Genomic DNA, 22,434 nt, shown 5'->3' with positions numbered 1-22,434 from the left:
ATCCTAGTTTTAATTGCATTTTTTGTAATTTTGCAAATATTTTTATATTTTTTTGGCAAATATTTCAATTAAATATAGTTTTTATTAATTTAAAACATTCAATATGAATTTAAGATTACTAGTTATTTCGTTATTGCTTATTTCTGGCTTTTATAGTGCGCAAGTTGGTGTAAATACGACAACACCAACTGAAACATTAGACGTAAATGGTTCGTTACGAGTAAGAAATATAAATCAAATAGGACCAAATCAATCAGCAAAAGATTCCATAATGGTTTTTGATGCAGATGGTGTTGTGAAATATGTGAGTGCCAACAAAGTGGTTTCTCAAGCAACTGCAGGTAGCTCAAAAGTGCTCACCAATTCTACTTTAACAGGTAATGGAAGCACAGGAAATGAATTAGGATTGGCGCAACAAGGTGCAACTTCAGGTCAAGTTTTAGCTTGGAATGGAACAACATGGCTTCCCGTAAATGCTGCAGGATTATCTACCACTGTTTCAAATACTTCGACAGCGAATCTATTATCAACAACAGTAAATGGAACAACAGGAACTACTGTAAATATTATTAATAATAATGCACTTAGCATTACTTCTGGTATTTTGAAATCATCTGTGAATGGTGTGGATTCTACTGCCACTCTTCCCGTTTCTGATGGAAGTGACACCAAGGTAGAAGCTGGAACTGGTGCTGTAACCGTAACTGGAACAGGAACAACTGCAAATCCTTACAAAGTAAATAATACTTTTACAGAAGTTGATGGAAGTATTACCAATGAAGTAAACACCGCTTTATCAAGTGCAGTCAACACTCTTTCTATCACAGATTCCAACGGAACTTTAACTGCTCCAATGGTAAATTCTGTTGCAAATGATATTACAGCTGGAAAATTAACAACTACAGTAAATGGTGTAGCTGGAACTGCTATTACGCTTCCCGTTTCTGATGGAAGCGATACTAAAGTTACTGCTGCAGGAATTAACGCAATTTCTGGAAACGGAACAACAGCAACTCCTTATATTATAACAGGAACTGAAGTTGATGGAAGCGTTACCAATGAAGTAAACACCGCTTTATCAAGCGCTGTAAACACACTTTCTATTACAGATTCTAACGGAACTTTAACTGCGCCAATGGTTAATTCTGTTGCAAATGATATTACTGCAGGAAAATTAACAACTACAGTAAATGGTGTAGCTGGAACTCCAATTACTCTTCCTGTTTCTGACGGAAGTGATACCAAAGTAGAAGCTGGAACTGGTGCTGTAACCGTAATTGGAACTGGAACAACTGCAAATCCTTATAAAGTAAATAATACTTTTACAGAAGTTGATGGAAGTATTACCAATGAAGTAAACACCGCTTTATCAAGTGCTGTAAACACGCTTTCTATTACAGATTCTAACGGAACTTTAACTGCTCCAATGGTAAATTCTAATAATTTAACTATTACTTCTGGAGTTTTGAAATCATCTGTGAATGGTGTGGAATCTACGGTTACCCTTCCTGTTTCTGACGGAAGTGACACCAAAGTAACCGCAGCAGGAATAAATTCTATTTCTGGAAACGGAACAACAGCAACTCCTTATATTATTACAGGAACTGAAGTTGATGGAAGTATTACCAATGAATTACAAACTTTATCAATAACAGGTAATACCATTTCATTATCCAATACTGGTGGAAGTGTTACAATTCCTACTGCCACTACTTCGCAAGATGGAATAATAAGTTTTACAGATTGGAATACTTTTAACAATAAAATAGGTGCAGTTACGGCAACAACTCGTGCTGCTGTTACTACTTCTGGTACAACTTCAACTGTGAATAATACAGGAGCCTATTGGAATGCTAATCAATTACAAGGAATAGCAATAAGTAGCACAGCACCCACAAGCAATCAAGTACTTTCATATAATGGTACCAATTGGACACCTACCACACAAGCAGCTACTGTAGCCAGTTTTAGCGGAGGCACAACTGGACTTACACCAGATACAGCCACAACAGGTGCTGTTACTTTGGGGGGTACTCTTGCAATTGCCAATGGTGGAACCGGCATTTCTACTGCGGCTACACCAGGAAGTATTGTTTTTGGAAATACAGCAACTACATTAGGCTATACCGCTGCAGGCACAGCTGGACAGATACTTAAAAGTAACGGTGCAGGTGCTCCTACTTGGGTAAATGCTACTGTACCAATTTCAAGTATAACTCCAGCAATAGCCACAAATACTATCGACAATACCAACTTTGCTCAAACATGGAATTGGAGTACAGCAACCACCCAAAACCCTTTGGCTTTAAGCGGAAATGCACTTACAACAGGAAATTTATTGTCATTATCAGGAACAGGAACTTTAACAAGTGGTTCTTTGATAAATGCTACAGCACAAGTTGTAGCTACAACAACGAAAGGTTTATTAAATATTCAAAATACAGCAGGAGCTAGTACAGGAACAGTAGCTACGATACAAGCCAATAGCACTGCAGGATCTGGCGTAAACGTTTATGCTAATGGGAACGTTGGTGTAAATACTACAACACCAGCTTTTACAGTTGCTACAAATACAACTGCAACTGCTCCAACATTAGGAGTAGATGGTACTACTAATTCTACTAATTATACTTCTACCTACCTTAATTTAGGAAATTCTGGTGCAAGTTTTACTTGGAATCAAAATGCAGGGTCAACTGCTTCAGTTACTTTAACAGCTAATTCTACTCTTATTATTACCAATGCAAAAATGGGAATGTATGGTTTAATTATTGTAAAACAAGATGCTACTGGTAATAGAAAGTTAACGCTTCCTGCTGGCTCAAAAGTAATAAATGGTGGTGCTGGTGTTCTTGAACTGACTGCTGTTGGTAATGCAGCGGATATGCTTTCTTATTTTTATGATGGTGCCAATTATTGGTGGACAGTTGGATACAATTATAACTAAGAAATAATAACATAGTGAGAATTATGAAGGTATTTATTTATACAATCGTCTTAATCTGTAATTTCTTCCAAATAGTAAATGCTCAATCCGAACAAAAAATGTTTTGGGCGTTAAACTCAGACTGCAAGGTATTAACTGTGGATGCTCCCAATGTATTTAGCTTACGAGATTCAAATACTAAATACGGTAAAATACTCGGTGCTGGCACGATCAATCTCAATGGATTTAATTTTGCTTTTGGCTGTGGCAATGCAACAGGGGCTGATTTTTCGGGCGCTATTATTGGAACGGGCTCTATTAATAAAATAGGTACTGGAACACAAACTCTTTCAGGAGACAATACCTATACAGGTAACAGTACAATCAGTGGTGGTACTTTGATCGTAGGAAATGGCGGAACAACCGGAACTTTAGGTTCAGGTACAATAACAAACAACTCCCACATAGTATTTAATAGAAGCGATACCGCACCAATAATCTCACAAACAATACAAGGCATAGGAGATGTTGTACAAAACGGCACCGGAACATTGACATTTTCAGGAGACAATACATACACAGGCAATACTGCAGTAAATGCTGGTAGACTCAATATCACAGGTAGCGTTGACACACCAAATATAACTGTGGAGAGTGGTGCTATTCTTGATTTGTCATTACTTAAGTATTCTTTTGGAGCTACAGGAGTAGTATATAATACAGTCGTAGAGGCAGGTATTACTTATGAAATATCAATTCTTCCTTCACTTCCTTCTATTATCAAACTTCCTAATATTATTAACAATGGAGGAACGGTAATTATGCCTCCAGACATTGAGTATTATATCGTTGGTGGGGGCGGTCCTGGTTATTCTGTAAGTTATGGTGGTGGTGGTGGTGGTGGCCAAGTGTTGCAAAACACAATCGCACTCCCATTGCTAAAAGTAGATAGGACCCTAATCGTTGGTGCAAGAGGAACAACGAAAAATCAAAATGGATTTAAAAGTCAGCTATTCAGTCTTATAGCTACGCCAGGATTTGCTAATTCACAAGCTGGTAATTCATCATATGCTCGAGGAGGTCGTGCAAATGGAGTTGCAGGTGTTGTTCTCGAACAAAGAGGTGCGAATGGTATTGCTCCTGCTGATGCAAGTATAAAAACTGCACTTGCGGGGTATTTTGGTATTGCAGAAACTTCTGTTCTTTTGGGTGCCGGTGGTGGTGGCGGATCCTTCTTTAGCGGTAAACGAGCAGGTGGTGTATATGGTGGAGGTACTGGTGGTAAGAACGGTGCAAGTACAAGTGCTGTACTAAACACTGGTGCTGGTGGTGGTGGTGGCGGAGGTACTGCTACTGCAGGAGGTTTCGGCGGAAGTGGTTTGATCGTAATCAAAAAAATTAAATATTAATAGGTCCATAACAGAAGGATTTGATTGATTTGAGTTTCAACTATGCTTATAGAGAAGGCAAATACACATTTTCGATTTATTATACCTCAAAATCAACCGGTAAAAATGAAAAATTTCTTTCGCTTAATGATTTGCAGGTAGATCGTTCTATAAAATATTTGAAGAGAAAACGAACTTTAAATGACTTTAATGTCAGGACATTGCAAAAACTCTTTGAAATTAAGGGTTACAAAGAACTTTCTATCAGATTAAAAAACAAAATTCACCCCACTTTAAGCGGTGATCATTACATAAAAGCGGTTTTTAATTTACTCGAAAAACAATCGTGATTTTATTTCCGAAAACCAGAATTTTATTTCCGCTGTCCAGGTTTTTAATTCCGAAAATCTGGGTTTTAACTCTTGATTAAAGCATTTTATTTCCGTGAAATAAGATTTTATCTCCAAATTAATTTGCTAAAATAGTTGAAAAACCTAATATCCATAATACTTTAGGAAGATTTTAAATTTCGCTCTTAATTATACTAATGTTATTAATAAATATAATTTTAATAATAAAAGAAATAGATGTGGATAAATATTTCGAAAATACTGAACTGTAAAGCGCAGATTTACAGATGTTTTACTTTTTAGAATTTTAAATTATTTTAGGATTTTATTTCCGAAAAGATATTTGCTTTAAAAAGAAAAAAAAACAATCGCATTAGTTGATTTTGAAGGCAAAAAGATAATTCAGACCTGCGTAAAATAAATATAGGTGTGAATGGATAAACGAACGATATTTACCCATTTCAAATACAAAAGTGAAAAATAGAGTAACAACCTGCGTAAAAAAGATGCAGGAATTTGGGTGAATTTAAGTCAGGATATTTTTCTAACCTGCGTAAAAAAGATGCAGGAATCTTCGCACAATTAGTACAGGATATTTTTCTAACATGGGTAAAATAATTGCAGGATATAATTCCAACCTGCGTAAAATAACATAAGGTAAACTTTCGCACCTGAGTAAAATAGACCCATCATTTTGCCTGAACCTGCGTAAAATGAATACAGCACCTGCATAAATTAGCTACAGGTAATCAATCTACATGCGTAAAATAAACCCACCTTCAATTCTTTCTTTTTTAAAAGAAAATGCATCAATTACTACTTGAATACCAATGCTTTACACTGAGTCAGTTCAACTTTTTCAGAGGTCTGAAAAAATAGCGAATAGATTTAGCAAGATGTGTCTTTGTACCCACAAACTTTTGTAAGTTTTGGTTACGAAGACGATCTTGCCTTTTCTGCGAAAAGGGGAAAAAACTTCGGAACTCGTTTTTTTTTAATTTTATAAATGATATTGCAGAGTTCTATAAAAGAAGGGATGTAGAAAAAAAATAAAATGAATGTTAATATTTAAACACTTTATAATTGAAGATTTATAAACCAGTTTTAGATTTATTAGCAGTTAAAATTTCAGTAATCGTATTCAATTTTTTTATTAGTATAATGTTCCCACACAAAATAAATTCTAAGACAAATAAAATCAGTTACTTAAAGCAATGTTTTGTAAAAAAAACTAGAAAAAAAAAGGCTTATTAACTCGTTTTACGGTTTCCCGTAAGGCTGTTATAGATAGAATAATTAATTTTGAAGTGGAGATAAATAACGTAATACAGAAAGTGTTTTATAAAATTAATGTGAAATGGCAAGAAGTTGTAAAAAATGCAATCTTCTCTTTTTTCTACATTGTACAAATTTGTACAATATTCGATGAACTATTTTACCTAATTTTAAGATTTTTTATATGTGTTTATAGTATAGTATACTTTTTATTGATAAACAAAAAGTAAATAGTTATTTATACATTAATCAAAAAAAGTAGCTAGTAACATTTTTATAAAATAGATGAAAAGAATATCATTAATTGCTAATTCTAGTATACAGTATCATAAATTTGATGCTGAAATCGATTTGGATTTTGGAAAAAATAACAAAGTTTACTATCATGAACCCTATGATTCCAATAGTTACAACTTTATTCTTGATCCTTTAGTTAAATTTAGCAAAGATGGACAGGAGTCTTTTTATAGAGTCCAAGAATTAGTTGATAAAGAAATTATTGTTAATGGAAAAATCAAGGACGAGACTGATATTTCTCAACTATCTTCATATGGTCAAAATTTCGAGGAAAATAATCTTAAAAAAGTGCTTAAAAATTTTCAAAAAAAGTGGATTCCTCTTCCATTTTTTAAAGAAAATTCAATCAATAAAGATTTGCTTTATCCAACTGATTGGGTTCGGCTATTTTTTGAATGTGATGAAAATTTTAAGAATGTTAAAATTGTTTTAGCTATAGATACTTCTTTAGCAAAAAATGAAAGTGACAAGACAAGCCCATCTCTTAATTTAAATCCGGAAGAAAATATTTACAAAATTCAAACAGATGAGTTAAATTTAAGCGTATTTTTATTTAAAAGAGATTCTTCTGTGTCATGGATAGAAAAATATCTTGCAGACATTTATTATGGTAAAAATGACGAATTACGATATGAAAAACCAGTAAAGCAATATGCCGGAGGTTATATTATGTTGATGAAATGGCTCTCTAGTCTTGTAGATATGCCAGAATTGCAAATTTTCACAAATAATGTAAGGAAAAAACCAGTTGATCTTGTGATCGATATAGGTAATTCAGCTACTTGTGCGCTTCTTTTCGAAAGTAAGGACGATAGTTCTTTTGAATTCAAGAATGTGAAGAAGCTTTTGATACAAGATTACACTAATCCGCATAATGAATATTCAAAGCCCTTTCCGATGAATTTGATTTTCTCTGAATCTAAATTTGGGGATCTGAATAACGAAATGTATCATAATAATAAATTCACAGTGCCAAGTTTAGTACGAATTGGTTTTGAAGCAGAAAGTTTGATAAATAAATCTATAACAGACCTAAGTTTAGGCTATGAATTAAAGACGTATAACTCAAGTCCGAAAAGATACTTATGGGATAATTCTCCATCAGAAAGAGAATGGGAATTTAATCCAAAAGATATTAAAAGTATAAAAAAAGTCTATCTAAACGGTATTTCGGAACAGATAAAAGCAAATGGGGAATTAATTACTGGAAATGAACTTTTTGGATCAAAGCCTCTTTTTTCGCGAAGTTCTTTAATGAAATTCGTATTTTTAGAATTAATTATTCACGCCTATGTCCAGATAAATTCTTACTCATTTCGAAAGGAACATGGTGATATGACTATACCAAGAACTTTGAAAAGAATTACAATTTCTTGTCCGACTGGGATGATTCAGCATGAGCAAATTGCTTTAAGAAAGGCAGCGGAAGATGCGTGTAAATTACTTAATAATTATGTTAATTTTTATTTTGACAATGATTATAATAATCTATGGTTTGAACTTCCTGAAATTATTCCTTCAATTAAAGATATTTCAAAAAATCTAAGTCAACTCGAAGAGAAAAAAGACTGGATTTACGACGAAGCTACCAGTAGTCAGTTGGTATTTATTTACAGTTTGTTTGCGAAAAAACTAAAAGGTAATAATTATGTAATTGACCATTATCTCTTTAAAAATAAAGATTCTATAACAGTAGGATCTATTGATATAGGTGCTGGTACAACTGATATAATGATAAATAAATACACTTTAAAAGCAAACCACGGTGAAGATGTACTTAAACCATTTCCGCTTTTCTGGGATACTTTTAAAAATGCAGGTGATGATATCCTGAGAGAGATTATTCAAAAAAATATAATTGAAGGAATTTATAATCATAACCAGGAAGTGCAGTGTGAAGGGGGAATTGGCGCTTATGCTAGAAGTATCAATATTCCTGATGTTTCTGCAAAACTCAACGGATTTTTTGGAGAAGACAGTAATAAAATAGGATTCAAAGCGAAAGTAGTAAGAAAGGCTTTTATTCATCAGGTTGCGGTACCAATTGCATTAGAATTTTTAAATAATGCGAATAATGAAGAGAGTTACATAAAAACTTTCGAAGAGATTATTGATCAAGAGTTCAAAAATACAGATATTTTAAATTATTTCGAGCGTCATTTTGGATTTAATTTTACTGAAATCAAATGGAAAATTTCACCGGAGAAAGTTAACAATATTGTAAATGCAGTATTTGATAGTTTAATAAGGCAAATTTGTGTGGTGATGAATCAATACCAATGTGATTATGTTGTACTATCAGGAAAGCCTGCTTCATTAAATAGTTTCGAAAATTTGTTCAAAAAATATCTTTCTACATCACCTAATAATTTAGTAAACTTAAATAATTACTGGATCGGAAGATGGTATCCCTTTGCAGATAATAACGGTTATATTGAAGATCCTAAAACTGTTGTTTGTGTAGGAGCAACTATTGCAGTTATGGCAGGGAAATTAATGAGAATCAACGATTTAAAAATTGACACAACATATTTAGCGCAAAATTTAGTTTCTACCGCTGATTATATTGTAGATAATCAAGCAAATGTGAAAAAGGAAATATTAACTCCAAGAAAGAATGAAGATACAATTACGGTGAATAAACTTCCCTTTCAGTTTGGTTATTCAAAATATCTAACCACTAATTATCCGTTTTCGGATTTATATAGTATCGGAGTGAATGATAAAGAAATTGAAATAATTGTGCGTATGAAATATCCAGGTAGAGAGGAACGATACTATGAAAATCAGATTAATGTAGAGAGAAATAGCATTTTCACCAATCTTCCGCTTAAGGTGACACTTAGCCGAGAATTTGATGAAAGCAAAGAAAAAATAAATATTGTAAATGTGGAAGATTCAGATGGTAACGATAAATATATAAAATATTTTTCATTAAATTATCAAACACTTCATGAAGAAGCTGGCTTTTGGCTAGATACCTGTGAATTTACATTAAATGTCAAAAACTAATAAATATGCGACATTATTCAACTGAGGATTTACTCCAGATTAAAAATTATATAGCAGACAAAAAAAATCTCATTAATCATTCTGTTTCATGGGTGAACGATAACTTAAAATATGAAGATAAAAATGATGTGCTGTTACAATTAAAAAGCGCAGTTAACACCTTAAATAAAATCTCATCAAATATTGATAGCAAACCAGTAATAGCAGTATTTGGTGCAAGTCAGGTTGGTAAATCATATTTGATTAAAAGTTTACTAAGTTCCTCTGGTCATCCTTTTGTAATTAAAAATCAAGACAGAGAATATGATTTTTTGAAAGATATAAATCCGCCGGGAACTGGTGCTGAAAGTACTGGAGTTGTAACTCGTTTTACGATTGATAATGCTGTGAAGTTTCAGGATTTCCCTATCAAAATAAAAATTTTAAGTCCGAAAGATATTCTAATTATTATCCTAGATTCTTTCTTTTTAGATTTGAAGAAAATATCAACATTCGTAAATCGGAATGAACTTGAAATTCATCTAAAAAGATTTGAAATTACCAAAACAGAGATAAAACAAAAATTCCTTAATGAATATGATATCCTTGAAATAAAAGAATATTTCGAAAATCATCTATCAAAGCATACCATTCTTTTCGAAGGTATTAAAGAAACGAGATTTTTTGAAAGGATTAGTAGAATAGTAGAATATTTCGATTTTACAGTGTGGAGCGATATTTTTAGTGTTCTATGGAATCGGAATGAAGATTTATCAGCTCTGTTTAATAATCTTATTCGAAATCTTGATACACTAGGATATGACTCCGTTGGCTATTTACAATTTGAAAATGTACTACGAACTGGAGGTGCAATTTTAGATGTTGAGAATTTAAAGGTTTTAAATCAAAGTTCAGTTGAAACAGTTTTCAAAAAGGAAAATGGGGATGAAGTAAAGATTAATACGGCTTATTTATCTTCATTAATTTCAGAACTTATCTTTTCTATTCCTGACGATTTAGTAAACTGTAAAGAATTTTTAAAGAATTCGGATTTATTAGATTTTCCAGGTGCTCGTACACGACTTGGAATTGAAGCCGATGGAATTCAAAGAAATATTCCTCAAATGTTACTTCGTGGAAAAGTATCATATTTATTTAATAAATATACAGATGACTATAGTATAAATAATTTGTTATTCTGTACCAACGATGCACAACTTAATATTAATGAATTATCTTATTTATTATTTAACTGGATTTCTAAAAATATTGGAGAGAATGCAGATGAAAGAACAAAATCGTTAGGTTCTTTAACAGTTCCACCGCTATTTGTTATTTTTACTTTTATCAATAATCAATTGCGATTTGATACTACTAATGATGAGGGGTTTTTGGGTAGTCCAGAGAAATTGCAAAATAAATGGGAGAATCGATTTGTAAGATTTTTTGAAAACGAGATCGTTACAAAATCTCGTGATTGGCATGTAAACTGGAGTCATGTATCACCAAAATTTAAGAATTTTTATCTTCTTCGAGATTTCAAATACTCCACAGATACTTATGATGGTTTTGAAACTACTGGAAAGGAAACAAATCTACGAGAGGAGCGATCAGATTTCATAATGTCCATGAAACATTCTTTTACCAATTATGATTTTGTGAAAAATCATTTCGATAATCCTTCTGATTCATGGGAAAATTCTACTGGTCTCAATAAAGATGGAAGTGAAATGATTATTCAAAATCTAATTCCCGTTTCAAATAATATCGCAAAAATTAATCATTATCTGAATTTGCTTAACTCAATTATTATTGATCTCAAAATAGAGTTGGTTAAATTTATTCATTCTGATGACGTAAGTGCATTAAGAATAAAGAACATGAGAACGGTAACAGACTTCCAATTTCAATTCAATACTGCTTTGTCCCGAAATTTCAATTTATTCAATGAGTTTATCGAAATTCTATCTATTCAGCCCGTTGATATTTTCAATCTTTTAAATGAAAAAATTGTGATGGATACAGCTACGGAGGAAAATTATGAAGTCAATTCTGCATCAATTTTATTGACAAGTTATCCAGAACTTAAAACTTCAACTTCATATCAATCCTCCTTAGAAATTCTTAAAGATAGATTTGCTTTACCAACCATAGAATTGGTAGAAGAATTTCTTAGTTCGCATGGTGTTAAAAAAGAAGATTTATTTAAACTTCCCAAAAATACGAACACCAAGTCGCAAGCTTATACAGAATTGGTTATAAATAATTGGCTAGAAAAAATAGAAAATCAGGGTAATTTTCAACATTTTTCGGAGAAGGGTATTACTAAAAATAATATTGAATTCATTACCGATCACTTCAAAACGATTTTAAATAAAAGAGATATTAGAAATAAACTGGTCATGATATTAAATGACGTAGTTTCTGAAATCGATATTAACCATGGAAATGAGGCTTTTCTTGCTGAGACATTTTCTCTGATTATTAATGATATTGTTTACAACCTTGACATCAATTATATCTCTGAGGAGGAGAAAATGGAAATTAGAACTATAAATGCAAATAATAGTAATTCTTATTTTGAAAGAAAACCAATGACAGATCCGGCGACAATATCGCAACTATTCGACAACAGTAACCTTGATGTTCAAAGTATTGCTCTTCAAAAATATATACGATGGATAGAGTTTTTAAAAACCTCACTCTTGATTAACAGTGGTTTTGTCACTTATGATGAAACTGCAAATGAGAATCTTAAAAAGTTGAGTTCGCAATATTGTGAATTTCAGTTAAATTAATCTATCAATGAATTTATTTTACCAAATATCAACAGATCAATATGTTCCGTTATCACATGATAACAGTTACTTGTTTGCACACTATGATCGGGTTCATAATTTTATAAAATCGAGATTAGGCGGAAATTTTAAAAATATTTTGGCCAAGCCTATAAAGAGAAATTACGATGTAGAGTGGTTTTCAATTTTCGATAATTTACAGCTAGAAAATGCTGCAAGTCGCCAATTTGCTTTACAAGAATATTGGTCGTTCAGAGCACTTCTTGATAAAGAATTGGAAGCTCTTTCAGGTAATCCGGATTCTGATGCGAAGAATTGGATTGAACTTCTGCGCAAAGTTTTTAATCAAGAAGATAATTTGATATTTACTAACGGTAAGGATATCTGTATCATATGGGGGTGGAAATTTGAAAATAATGATAATCATAGACCTGTTTTAAGGGAATCTATTAAACCTATTGAACCAACAAGTGAAGGAATTTTTAATGAGCCTCAAGATATTGCCATTGAAACGGAAGATACTGCAATCGATAAAGAGGTTAATTTACCGATAGAACCACTGGAAGAAGAAGCAGAAGAAGAATTAGTAGAAGAAGAAAATGTAGTTATTCAAGAAGAAGATAACGACCTATTTGACGTAGAAAAAGAAAAACTTGGTTTTTTAGAATTTTTAAAAGAGTTTGCTGCTAAATATTGGTGGTTATTGGTAATAATACTTGCAATAATCGCTCTGATTTATCTAATTAAAACATTTTAATTACAATAGGAAATTACCCATAATATTTTATGATGAAAGAAAATTTTTTTTACCGAAATTGGTGGCTGTTTTACCTCGTGTTTTTTATCCTTTTGGGGTGGCTAATTTATGCATTGCAATGGCAACCAGATAACTGTGTTAGAGAAGTTAATGACTTGAAAAGTAAAAATAATGCTTTAGTCTCCGAGATTAATGATCTTCGGAATAAAAATAAGTCATTAATTTCAGATTTACAGGAATGTCAAAATGATTCAATTGTTGCTGAACTACCACCTGAGCAAATTATTGAATGTAATGCCACCGTAAATTCGGGCGGACAAGGTACAACCACAACAAATCACAGTCTTGGTAAACAGGCGGGAAATATTCTTGTGGAGTTTGATGCTAATAATATTCCTGACGAATTCAAAGTATATTATGATGGGCAACTAGTTGCTTCATCTGATGGCTTAGTTTCCCATGGAGGGGAAATGAATTGGCAATACAATGCAGAGCAGGGTAAACCAGAGTTCTGCACTGTAGAGGTTTCTGCTCCTACAGCCAAAACTTCTTGGGAGTACAGAGTAAATTGTCCCCAATAAATTTAAAATGAATAGATATCCTACTTACTATTTCGTCATCTTGTTCCTTGCTTTTTTATTAAGCACTATTTTTTGGTGGCTTTTATTAAGAGATTTTAATTCAAGTTTAATTCAAGTAAATACTGCTGGGAATTATAACGAATCAATTTATGAATTTCGGCCGATTGATCCTGATAAAATAATAGTTGACAAGGAAAATAATAGAAAAGTTATTTCCAATATTGTGAATATCGCAGTAAAAGATACGCTTTCAAAGACGAAAGATTTTATTTCAGAATTTCATAAAAGCTATAAACAATCTGATTATCAGATTATCTATGCTGATAGTACCTTAAACTTTATACAAATTGAAGTTCCTGATGATCAAAGAATCGCTTTTAAAAATGAAATAAAGGAAAAGATGAGTCCTTTTGAACTTTTAGTTTGGGATGAGAGTCTTTTTTCAAGCAATGAAACAAATTCGAAACCTGATTTTGAGTGGTTTTTAAGAGAGACTAACTTAAGTGGATCAGTAGCAAATATAGATGCTTCTGATATTACTATCGCCATAATTGATAATGGATTTGATATTTATCATCCGGCTTTAATCGGTAGAACATATTTGCCATACAACGTTATAGATAAAAGTGAAAACGTTCAACCAAGACCTGAAAATCATGGCACTCATGTCGCTTCAATTGCCGCAGGAAATCAGGTATCGGAAGCTAATTTCCATGGGATTTGTCAAACAGCCAAAATAATGCCGATAAAAATTGAAGATGATAATGGATATATGACAACTACTTATATCATCAAAGGAATTCTATATGCGATAAAAAATAAAGCAGATGTCATCAACCTTTCTTTGGGACTTCAAAGTTTAAATAAAATTTCGGTTGAAGAACAGCAAAATTATATGGAATTTGGTGCTAAAGACGAAGAGTCTTTTTGGAATGAAGTTTTTACCTACGCTGAAAAAAACAATACAATTTGCGTTCTTGCTGCTGGAAATAGTGCAATGTTAACAGGGGTGGATCCTTTTCAACGGTCACCCAAAACGATAAAAGTCGGAGCTATAGACCAGAATTTGCAGAGAACCAGTTTTTCAAATTATGGTTCCTATACTACAATATTTGCACCTGGAAAAGATATTTTGGGAGCAAAGCCAGGTAATAAGTTTGAAATGTTAGAGGGTACAAGTATGGCTGCGCCGATAATAACAGGTTTTGTTGCGCTCTTAAAATCACAAAATAAAAAAAGAAGCAATGCAGAAATTTTTGCATTACTTCACAAAAACACTGAATTAGTTAATAATTTACCAATATTAAAATATAAAACTTTAAACTAATATGAAACAAGACAACTTTTTATTCGTGGATTTAGTATCCTCCATTTTCCTCCTCGTTTTGATGTTGGGAAACATGATGGGACTTTTATACATTACAGGGGGAAATTTTCCCGTCAGTTTATTGATTAGCCTTTTTATTGTTATTTGCTACTATTTCATCGTACAAATGCTGAAAAAAAATAAAGAATACATGGCGAATAATTCTTACTTAGTTCCTTCATCTCTTTTCTTTTTTGTATTTCTTTTATTTGGATTTGTGAGCTTTATATTAATGTCTCATTTTTTAAATATTGAAATGAATGCGAAAGCACAAATACAGCAGGAAGCAGAACAAAAGATTGAAAAAGTTTCTATGTTAGGTGAAATTTATAGCAAAAGATCTGACGAAGATATATTGAATTATGAGGGCGAACTTGTAGGTAAATTAAAATCTTATAAAGCAAGCAAAAGTAATCAATTAAGAAATGAACTTAGTTTAGAGCCTTATAAAATTGATGCGCAAGTTTTGGCAGCACCACAATTTATAGATGTGTCTTCTCTTGTAGACTCTAAACTACAGCCGTATCGTCTGAAAATAGAAGCTAGTAATAAATATATTGCTGAGATAATAAAAGGCAGTGTAAAGTACAAATCTACATTTGAAAATTGGGATAGGATGTCACTAAGTAGCTCTTATAAAAACTTAAACAAATATGTAGAAGATAGTTATGAGAAGGTAAATGAAAAAATTAAAATGTTGCCGCTAAATAATAATCCGATTTTATTATCTGTGGATAATCATCAATTACCACTGAATAATCCTTTAGAGCTCAACAAAATTTACAGCCCAAATTATCTAATACCTGCTCTTTTAGTATTGATAACGCATTTATTTATATTGATACCGTTTTTCACACACAAAATTCGGGTTTATGTTAAACCAAAATCGGGGAGTAATGATGGCGATGGAAAAAAAAATGGCGAGTTGAAAACAAATGGAACAATAGAAATATAAATTAAAGATATTATGGAAAGACATCAGAAGCAGCATATATTAAATGAATGCCACAGTAATACAATAGAAATAGATGATTTAGATGGAATGGTAATTAAAAATTACATAACCATTGAAGAATTTCAACAGTATAATTTAGAAATTTCTAAAGTAAATGAACTAAAAAAACGAAAAGCGAGTAGGGAAAATGTTCATGAGGAACCAAATCCGGATCTTATTCCGGATATCATAGTATTTGACCCAGATAAACCAGTCATTTTTGGTGGACCAAAGAGTCAAGACATACCTAATCCTACTAATAATCCAAATGTTCGCATTTCTATTGAAAAACCACTGTCATTAAAGGAGTCAGCGCTGAAAGACATTGTTTCAGGTCAAATTACCATGCAAAGGATTTCATCATCGCTTAATCAAAATGTTTTCACTTTCGATGACCTTATAAATCTAGAAATTAGCAAGAAAGTTCTAAATTCCATTAGATATTATACAAGTGAACATAGAGTTACTTTAATAAAAAATATTGAGGATCTGCCACCGATGCAGGAAGGTAGAACTGATTTATATTTTGTAGGTGTACCAAAAGCAGGAAAGTCAACAATGTTAGGGGGTATGCTTAACAAGATGCATCGCGACGGATTTTTGATGCCAGATACGTATAATAGTGCAGGAACAAAATATCAAAATGATTTAATTTCCGATATAGACCGAGGCGTATTGCCGACAAGAACTGCACTTGGTTCTTATAATTATTTAGCAGTTTCATTAAAAGACAAAGAGGGTTATAATCATCCCTTCAATCTAGTAGAAGTCCCAGGTGAAAATTACCAACGAATAAGCGATGACGGTTTTGGAAATGAAAATAAAAATAATACGACTGGAACTGAAAAGAGAGATTTTATTAGACCTTTCATTAATTATATAAAAAATAAAAATAAGAAAATCCTGATTTTCGTAATTGATGTTCATGCGCATGAAAATCGACATGAAGCAGACATGCATGATGCTTTAAATCAAAGTCTTGCTTATACTAATATTCTGAACATGTTTAAAGATAATGGAATATTAGAAAATACGGACGCTATATATTTAGCACTAAATAAATTTGATATAATCCGAGAAACTCACAAAGTAGGAACTGAAAGCGATGTTGAAACCGCACAAAAATATTTAGAAGATGAATTTAAATCATTAATTAACAATTGTAAAGAAGCGAGGGACCGAACAAAAAATAAAATTAAAATAAAAATTTTACCTTACTCGATTGGTGATGTTATTTACTCAGAAATTTTAGAGAGATTTGAACCCTCTTATTCGGAAATTTTAGCAGATAATTTGATGGCAGACAGCTTTGTAGTAAAAGGTGGTAAATTTTGGAAAAAATTATTTTAAATAAAAAAAATGAAAATAAATATAATAATACAGCGTACTTTCAATGGTTTAAAAACGGAATTTAAATCAGCTGATCTTAATCTGAATAGTAATGATATAGAAAACATGTTTAGTGATGAACAAAATGCTGCACAGTTAGCTAATTCTTCTATAATCTATACTGTGGAAAATCAAAATAAATACAGGATTTATTCCTATATAAACAGCAATATAGTAGATAATGCTGGAAGAGCGGGATATTATGCGATTAGAATATTAATTTCAACTGAAAAGATCTTAGTAAATTTAGATGAGGTTTTTACAAGTATAAAAGAACGATATGAGCATTATGTAAGTCAAAAAAATCTTGTAAATTTAGATTATTCTCAGATATTGGCTGGGATTATAAGTGCTAATTATCTTCTAGACAAATCAGTTTTAATCGGCAGCAAAAAAAACGATTCATATTATTTAAAATATAATATGTCGGAGAATGTAGATGATATTATGAATGAAGATTCCGCATACCTCATCAAAAAACTATACTTGTTTGCAAAAGATCAATCAAAGAGTGATGAAATTATTCAGCAATCGGGTTTTAAATCTTTTGAAATTATTTCTTCTCATTTCAAAAAGGTTAGTGTGAGTAATCCTGATCGTTATTTAAGCGAACTTAAAATTAATGATGAAAATCTTCGATTTCCTAGTAGTCCAAATTTTAGTTTTTTTGCTTTAAAATCTGATAAGATCACATACAAAGATTATGAAAGTAAAAAAGAAAAACCATTTGATGGAACTACATTAAATATTTCTAAACCCATCCCAAAACCAAAACCAGTTGTTATTAGAGAGACAGAAAACAGTCATAAAAAAAATTCTGATTTTTCTTTGAAAGAATTACTAATAAGTGGAGCTGTTGCTTTGGCTTTTGGAAGCGCCGTTAGTTGGGCTCTTACCAATTATTTTATGTCTAATGATATTGAGAAATTAATAAGTGAAAAAACCACATTAGAACACAAAGAACCTTTATATTTCACAATTGAAGGACAACTGGGTGATTTAGTATTTAGCGGTGAAAAAATTGAAAATTTTGGAAGAACTAAATTTAAATTTGATTCTAAAACTCAAAATTGGCAGTTGGATGATGGTTCTGGTAAATTTGAAAATTTTGATGAAAATAAATTGGGAGAAATTGCGAAAGCGAAAGGTTTAGATATTTCGAAAATTAAAAATGCACTAGAAAAAATTTCAGGTAAAACTATTTCATATAATAATTTAACAGAAACAAGTGACAATTTAAATAATGGGAATGTAGAAAGTGGACCATCAGTAGAGCAAAATAATGCTTCAAATAATACCAAATCACCTGAACCAACAAAAGTAGGAAAGAACTCGACGAAAAATTCACCAAAACCTGTTACAGCTGAAAAGCCGAACCCTACACCAAAATCCGCGGCAAAGTCTAGCATTAAAACTGCGAATGAAAAAAATGGTAGTAAAAGTAAAACCGATGAACCAAAGATTAATGTTGACAGTAAACCAAATAAATAATGAACGATAAAAATAGAATATTTTATTTCATGGGCGGTACAATCGCAGTAGGAATAGTGGTAGCAATTGTTGTCTTTTTGTCCGGCGGTGGCGCAAAAAGCAGCGGTTCACAAACTGGCACAGAAAAATCAGTTTCTAATAACAAAGATCTTCAGGCAAAAGTAGATGCTTTAAATATTGGTAATGTTTCACCTGCAATATATAATAGTTTGAGAACAGAAATAAACAGTTCCCTCGAGCAAAAAACAATAACACAGGTTTGGAAAACGAATCTAGAAAATGAGTTAGAACAAAAATATACAAATCTTACTCTGCAAAAAATTAATAAGTATTTCGCAGCAGATCCTATAAATGAAAATGCGATGCAACCACTAATACAACATTTAAAGATTTTGGGTAAAGGGCAAAACGAATTAAAAGGGATACAAGCAAAAATTAACGAGATCAATTATTATACTAAAATTCTACCAGTTGAAGTACATAAATTTACATCTCGTTCCTTTGATTATTTTAATAAAGGAAAATATACTGCTTTAAGTTCTGAACTTAATGATTTACCAGCAAGAAATCCGAGTTTAAAAAAACGAAAATCTGTGCAGAATGTAAGATCTTCCTCTTTAGCAGAAATTAAAAAATATTATCAAGAGTATGTTGATTATCAAATGGCGATAGACAGTTTGTAAATTACTAAATACAAAAAACTATGAACAAATATTATTTTATTACTTTTTTAGTTTGCGCAAATTCAATTTTCGCTCAAAGCAAAGAAGAATTAAAAAAAGAGAATGATAAGTTAAAAAGTGAAATAGTATCTAAAGATGATAAATTGAAAATTTTAACTAAAGAGATATCTATACTCCAAGACAAAAATAAAGAACCCAATACAAAAAACACAACGGATAAAAAAACTCAAAAAATAATTGCAGACAATAATAGAGTTTTTTTTAACGAGATTTTTGAAAGTAAATATAAGAATAATGCAAAATATTTTTCTATCACAGGCTTAGAAAAATTTGCTGATGTATATAAATTTGAGAATTACAATGTGGTTTTGGCTAATATTATTTATGATGAAACCAAGACAAAAGATGAACATGAATTAGCGAAATTAGCATTCGATTTTAATGAAAAATACATTGTGTTTTCAAATCTACATGAACTAAATAAAGATTTTATCTCTGAAAAATATGTTGATGAAGATGCAAAAAAATACAAAGAAAGTTTGAATTTATTAAAGGTCAACGGATTTGATGCATTAGCTTTGGATAGGGACAATTTAGTAAATAAAATTGATGAATATAAAAGAAAGAGCTGTGAATTAAAACTAAAACTTGATAGGTTAAAAGCAATAGATATAGTTGATAATGCTGCAATCGCATCAAAATATGCAGCTATGAAAAAAGAGTATCCATTTCCTTACCTCCAAAAAGTAATAACAGAAATGAGTAGTAATACTAAAAATTACACTGATGATAAACTTCCGGAATGTAAAAAAGATGCTGAAAAAGTTCCAACAGATATCGAAACAAAAATTACAAAAGAAGCAACATAATAGTTGTTTGAGAGAAAATAATATCCATAATTCACACAAATTTCTAATGAGAAAATTTTTACAAGTTTCTATATTCATTATTTCCATTACATCCTTTTCACAAACCTTAACAGACAAAATTGTGCAAAGTGCGGCAAATAATATTAAATCTGAAGATTATCAGACTGCACTTACTATTTTGAGCGAAGCAGATCAAAATGATTATAGAGTTTCCTACATGCAGATCATTTCCAGATTTTCTCTCTTGAAAAATCTGCAAGATAAAACCAATGCAGAAGCTTCAAAATATATCAGCAAATTCGGAAATAAAAATTCGAATTATACTAAATCTGTTTCACAAATACTATCGAACATAAACAACACTACAACTAAAATTCCCACAGTGGATGAAGTAAATGCAGAACCCTTGTCAGTTTCGCCATTTGTTCCTATTAAATATGGAAGTGACGTTGCTGATTTTATATGGTTGGGTAAGAAATCAAAAAAGTTATTCATTTCACCAAATTATGCTATTATAAAAAATCCTAAATCTATTTCTGAGTTTTTAGGTTCATATGAAAATAATAATGGAATGAGTTTTTTTAAAGGAAAAATTAATTTCTGCCATTTTTATGAAATTAATTCAGAAAATATTGATGGAACAGGGCAAAGAAAAATGCTTGATCTGCGAAATGGTCAAATATATGATGTTCCAGCCAAAATTTTAAAATGCGCAAATAATGAAGACCAAGAATTTGAAAATAATAGTAATGTTTATATAATTAAGAAATGTGAAGACGGAAAAAACGGTGAATATGTATATGAATGGGACGAATATTTTAAATATTTTAATCTGGTTAAATCAAAAACAAATTAGCAGATGTTCAATTTAATTACCTAAATCTGCAAATTCCTCTCGCAAATTGCCAAGCAATTATTAATGCAAATCAACCACCTAAATTTTGGTTTAAAGCTCAAAACTTCTTTTTCTTTTCAAAATGAATTTTCCTTACTGTAAATTGATTCTACAACTTTTGAATAGATATTTTTAGATTGGAAGTTTTGATTTATTAGAATATAAATTCTATAAACTTTCTATTGAAGTTTTGTAAAATTAGAATTAATGGCGATTTGTAAAATCTTTAAGATTCCATCTAGCAAAACTTTGTTTTTGCGTTTTCGCACTCAGAGTGATGCATTTATTTATCTAAATCCTCAGAATTACTTGGGAATTTATTAATGCTATCTATGTTGTTTGAAGAAAGCCCTAAATTCTTCAACGTCAATGTAATATTCCCCTACTTACCGAATCAAAAATTCGGAGCTTTAGTTTTAAATTTCGGCTTTTATCAGCAAATAATTTTTCCACCCAAAATAATCTTCACTTGTTCCTCAATAGTAAAAAATAATTAAAACAAATTTCAAAACGACTCATTTTGACGTTAGCGCCATTTATCTTTACCCAGAATTAACGTTTAATATTAAAATTTAAAATGATGGAAAATCAAAAAGAAACAAGATTGCGCTTTTTAGAACATGCGGGTACAGTAGAAATTTGTAGCATTTGGAAAGGTCCAAATTTAGGTTATGATTACTTTTTAGAAATCAAGGATATAGAACTTGATAAAGAAGACAATTTCCAAAAAACGCCAATTATGCATGAGGCATTTTATGATGCTTTTGATGAACTACATGCCAAATATCCTTGGCATTATTTTCAACTGGATTTGCTAGATGAAGATTTTAGCGAATATGTCGCAGAAAAATTATTAGAAAAACTCAATGATCCAGAAGAAGAGTGGCAAGACTATCAACTAGAAAGTTTTGAAAAAATATTGGGCTTGAAACTTGTGCAATCTGAATTTGCTACCAAAACAGGTTTTTCAGAAATCACCGTGAAAACTTTAGCCAAAGACACCGAATATTTCTACCAAGAATTTGTAGAAAGTTATGCCAAAGAAATCGGGCAAAAATTCAAATTAGAAAGTACCGTAGAAACCTGGTCTACCTTTCGTGGCGAGTCTTTCACCTTCACGGGAACGCTAGAAATTTCTAGTAACGCAATTATTTTGAAAAATGAAGACGCAGAAATCTGCCACGTTTTACCCGTAGATAAATTTCAAATTGCCGCAAAACCAGCAACTGCGCTTATCGAAAAATGGCATTTTAGCATCCCGAAAAATAAATAATTAAGAGCTTGTTTAAATTTTTTATAAAAATAATTTTAACCACAAAAGGAACAAAAAAATGAGCTTAAATAATTCTTTTTAAAGTGAAAATAAGGCACAATACACTTATTT

General features: G+C 31.4%; 14 protein-coding genes and 1 pseudogene. All 15 read left to right on the top strand.

The window, feature by feature from the left end; translation table 11 throughout:
• The first annotated feature begins 103 nt into the window (after positions 1–103).
• Positions 104–2,947 (top strand): beta strand repeat-containing protein, encoded by a 2,844-nt coding sequence (locus HNQ03_RS13070; protein WP_173780136.1) that lies wholly within the window; start codon positions 104–106, stop codon positions 2,945–2,947.
• 23 nt (positions 2,948–2,970) lie between these two features.
• A pseudogene (locus HNQ03_RS16265) lies at positions 2,971–3,324 on the top strand (autotransporter-associated beta strand repeat-containing protein); the annotation flags it as partial.
• Positions 3,325–4,335, top strand: coding sequence for an autotransporter-associated beta strand repeat-containing protein (locus tag HNQ03_RS13065; RefSeq protein ID WP_262888570.1), 1,011 nt, complete (start codon positions 3,325–3,327; stop codon positions 4,333–4,335).
• A gap of 1,889 nt (positions 4,336–6,224) precedes the next feature.
• Positions 6,225–9,248 (top strand): virulence factor SrfB, encoded by a 3,024-nt coding sequence (locus tag HNQ03_RS13060; RefSeq protein ID WP_173780134.1) that lies wholly within the window; start codon positions 6,225–6,227, stop codon positions 9,246–9,248.
• Positions 9,249–9,253: 5 nt separating this feature from the next.
• Complete coding sequence (locus HNQ03_RS13055) at positions 9,254–12,025, top strand: virulence factor SrfC family protein (RefSeq protein WP_173780133.1); 2,772 nt, start codon at positions 9,254–9,256, stop codon at positions 12,023–12,025.
• Positions 12,026–12,032: 7 nt separating this feature from the next.
• Positions 12,033–12,782, top strand: coding sequence for a hypothetical protein (locus HNQ03_RS13050; RefSeq protein WP_173780132.1), 750 nt, complete (start codon positions 12,033–12,035; stop codon positions 12,780–12,782).
• A gap of 29 nt (positions 12,783–12,811) precedes the next feature.
• Positions 12,812–13,363, top strand: a complete 552-nt coding sequence (locus HNQ03_RS13045; RefSeq protein WP_173780131.1) for an FtsB family cell division protein — start codon at positions 12,812–12,814, stop codon at positions 13,361–13,363.
• A 7-nt stretch (positions 13,364–13,370) separates the two neighbouring features.
• Positions 13,371–14,690 carry a S8 family peptidase gene (locus HNQ03_RS13040; protein ID WP_173780130.1) on the top strand — a complete coding sequence of 440 codons (1,320 nt, stop codon included), beginning with the start codon at positions 13,371–13,373 and terminating at the stop codon, positions 14,688–14,690.
• Between the two features lies 1 nt (position 14,691).
• A complete protein-coding gene (locus tag HNQ03_RS13035; protein ID WP_173780129.1) occupies positions 14,692–15,684 on the top strand; it encodes a hypothetical protein in 993 nt (330 codons plus the stop codon).
• A gap of 12 nt (positions 15,685–15,696) precedes the next feature.
• Positions 15,697–17,073: a hypothetical protein gene (locus tag HNQ03_RS13030; RefSeq protein WP_173780128.1), complete on the top strand. Its 1,377-nt coding sequence runs from the start codon at positions 15,697–15,699 to the stop codon at positions 17,071–17,073.
• Between the two features lie 9 nt (positions 17,074–17,082).
• Entirely contained in the window at positions 17,083–18,603 is a 1,521-nt protein-coding gene (locus tag HNQ03_RS13025; RefSeq protein WP_173780127.1) for a hypothetical protein, read from the top strand.
• Positions 18,603–19,286 (top strand): hypothetical protein, encoded by a 684-nt coding sequence (locus HNQ03_RS13020; protein ID WP_173780126.1) that lies wholly within the window; start codon positions 18,603–18,605, stop codon positions 19,284–19,286. The genes HNQ03_RS13025 and HNQ03_RS13020 overlap by 1 nt, the downstream gene beginning before the upstream one ends.
• Before the next feature lie 20 nt (positions 19,287–19,306).
• Positions 19,307–20,155 carry a hypothetical protein gene (locus tag HNQ03_RS13015; RefSeq protein WP_173780125.1) on the top strand — a complete coding sequence of 283 codons (849 nt, stop codon included), beginning with the start codon at positions 19,307–19,309 and terminating at the stop codon, positions 20,153–20,155.
• A 46-nt stretch (positions 20,156–20,201) separates the two neighbouring features.
• Positions 20,202–21,011, top strand: a complete 810-nt coding sequence (locus HNQ03_RS13010) for a hypothetical protein (RefSeq protein ID WP_173780124.1) — start codon at positions 20,202–20,204, stop codon at positions 21,009–21,011.
• 616 nt (positions 21,012–21,627) lie between these two features.
• Positions 21,628–22,323 carry a hypothetical protein gene (locus HNQ03_RS13005; RefSeq protein WP_173780123.1) on the top strand — a complete coding sequence of 232 codons (696 nt, stop codon included), beginning with the start codon at positions 21,628–21,630 and terminating at the stop codon, positions 22,321–22,323.
• Positions 22,324–22,434 lie beyond the last annotated feature (111 nt).

Source organism: Frigoriflavimonas asaccharolytica (assembly GCF_013294015.1).
Lineage (GTDB): Bacteria > Bacteroidota > Bacteroidia > Flavobacteriales > Weeksellaceae > Frigoriflavimonas > Frigoriflavimonas asaccharolytica.
This window is presented reverse-complemented; position numbering and strand designations above follow the sequence as displayed.